The sequence below is a fragment of the Thermoplasmatales archaeon genome, from assembly GCA_014361195.1.
Taxonomy (GTDB): Archaea; Thermoplasmatota; E2; order UBA202; family JdFR-43; genus JACIWB01.
This window is the reverse complement of record JACIWA010000017.1, coordinates 1-2,191: the sequence shown is the minus strand read 5'-3', so window position 1 is coordinate 2,191 and position 2,191 is coordinate 1. Positions and strand designations below refer to the sequence as shown.

At 35.5% G+C, this 2,191-nt stretch carries 3 protein-coding genes; all 3 read right to left on the bottom strand.

The window, feature by feature from the left end; all coding sequences use genetic code 11:
* A partial coding sequence (locus tag H5T44_06360; GenBank protein MBC7081842.1) for a hypothetical protein occupies window positions 1-389 on the bottom strand: 389 nt, incomplete at its 3' end.
* Between the two features lie 10 nt (window positions 390-399).
* The gene (locus tag H5T44_06355; GenBank protein ID MBC7081841.1) at window positions 400-1,443 is read right to left on the bottom strand and encodes a hypothetical protein; all 1,044 of its coding nucleotides are present in this window, start codon (window positions 1,441-1,443) and stop codon (window positions 400-402) included.
* Complete coding sequence (locus H5T44_06350) at window positions 1,440-2,033, bottom strand: DUF5591 domain-containing protein (protein ID MBC7081840.1); 594 nt, start codon at window positions 2,031-2,033, stop codon at window positions 1,440-1,442. The genes H5T44_06355 and H5T44_06350 overlap by 4 nt, the downstream gene beginning before the upstream one ends.
* Window positions 2,034-2,191: the final 158 nt, after the last annotated feature.

Below are 2,191 nucleotides of genomic sequence, written 5' to 3'. Positions count from 1 at the left end.
GAATTTAAAACCATCTTTTCTATTATCTGAAGTTTTGAGAACTTATATAATTCATTTTCAAGGATATAATTATAAAAATAGGAATAATGTAAGATATTTTTGTAAAGTAGTTTGTGTAAGTATTTGGATCTATTTTCCGATTGGAGATAATCTATTCCTTCTCTTGTTATATTATAACGTGAAGTTCTTCCTGTAGACCTTACCTCTATGAGATGAACATCTTCCATAAACTTAAGAATAGAGTCTCTATTTTTGTTGTTTTTTACTATACTCCGAAGATCACTCTTAATGGCCCATCCTTCATATTTCCTCAAAAAGCTAAGCATCTTCTCAACATCTTCAAGGAAGGACTTGTAATACAGCAATGTCCATGTAATCGACTTGCCCATAATACCCCCCTTAATATAATAAATCTATTTTGTAGTGTGTAAGCCTTCTTTTAGTATATTCCCATAGATGTCCTAGCCCTGATTTTCCAATTGTTTTATCAAGGAACTTCATGTATGCTTCTTTATCACCCTTATAAGCTCTTGAAATATCCTCTTCATGTTCCATTACCCATTTGTTGTGGTATGCTCTTTTAATCCAGCTATCTCTTAGGTTTTCCCATCTTATAGGCCCGTCAGCTGGTTGGTCTCTGCAGGCTGGGCATTCACATTGACTCAATTTTTGAAGTTCATCCTCCGTCAAAAAACTTGAAGCAACATCCCCTTTTCTTGGATTCCCAAATTTTGCCCTTCCATTTCCACAGTATCGTTCGCCAGTTTGTGGGAGTATGATCTTGCCATATGCTGCTTTTCTTTTGTATCCTATCGAATCTGTGCTTTTAATTCCAATGAAAGCACCAATATGGTACATTATTGGAGAAGAACCAAAACCAAATATATGCATATCAATTCCATATTGGTCACATACTTGCTTTGTTGTTATAATTGAATCAATAAAACTTTTTGATGGTTGTCTGTCCCCAAAAAAGCCATTGAATTCGTCTGCGGTAGTAAGAACACTTCCCATTGAAATATAGTCTTGGTCTTTCTTGTAGAGCCATCTTATATTATCATTTAGACTTTTACGATCCCATGCGTGTAGGGCAGGCACAAGATTAAAGTGTGTAGTATCAATCCAATATTCGATGTTTTTGGCTGTCTTTTCCCATCTTTTTCTCATCACTACTTTGCCCATCCTGGGGGTGAACGGATAGTCCAAAGGAACAGTATACTCTGGATTCAGTTTCTCTTGGATGTTGATAACTTTCTCCTCTTCTAGGATGCTCTTTTGTGAATTTTTGAGGGCGCTGAACGCCCCATTATCAAGGAAAAGCTTCTTGTACTCATATTCTATCCTAGGATCTTCCATGTGATAATAGTTGATAACACTGTCCATCACGTGGTTATGCTTCAGCTTAATTGAATTATTTGGGGTCTCTCCTGCCCAGTATTTCAAAGAAGACCCTCCAATAACTTTGATAATCTTTTAAGGTTTTCATCATAGGTTAATACTAAATCTGCGTCTTTTTTTGGGGATATTTTTTCATTTAGCTTCTCATAATAGAGTTTTATCCCTAAATTCTTACAAGCGTCCTTTAAAGCCCTGAAAGATATGGACCTATTCCTGAGATACGATATATGAGCTCGATATGTGTGTATTGAGAGATAACCTTCAATTCTCTGCTTAGTAACTTTATAGTATTCCTTTTGGATGGCTTCATCTTCTATCAAGGGGTTCCAGTCGTATGAGTCAAACGGGTACTTATCACAGTACTCATAAGGAACAACTCCTGCATTTGAGATAACAACCTTATGAATTTCCTTTGAATATTTACTAAGAACATTATTAATCACCTTATGGATGGGTGAATTATAGTATGGTTTTATGGCCGCACAAGGCAAAAACACGCATATTTTGTTTTTAGGAGCTTCATATTCTTTTAAGAACCACTCTTGCCACTCTTGGAAATGAGGATGAATCAGCTGCTCCCTTGAGACTCCATTAAGGCCGATATAATCCTTATTAGCGAACTTCGGATATTTCACTGTAAATCACCCTTAGGAGTGAATAGATACTTGATTGTGCCTTCAAAATTTTTAAAGTAAAATTCAACAACTAAGACATTATCATTAATTTTATCATTCCATGAAAGGTTTAAATCGACTTTCTTTGAAATTTTAGATGGTCTGAGGAGATGTTTAAT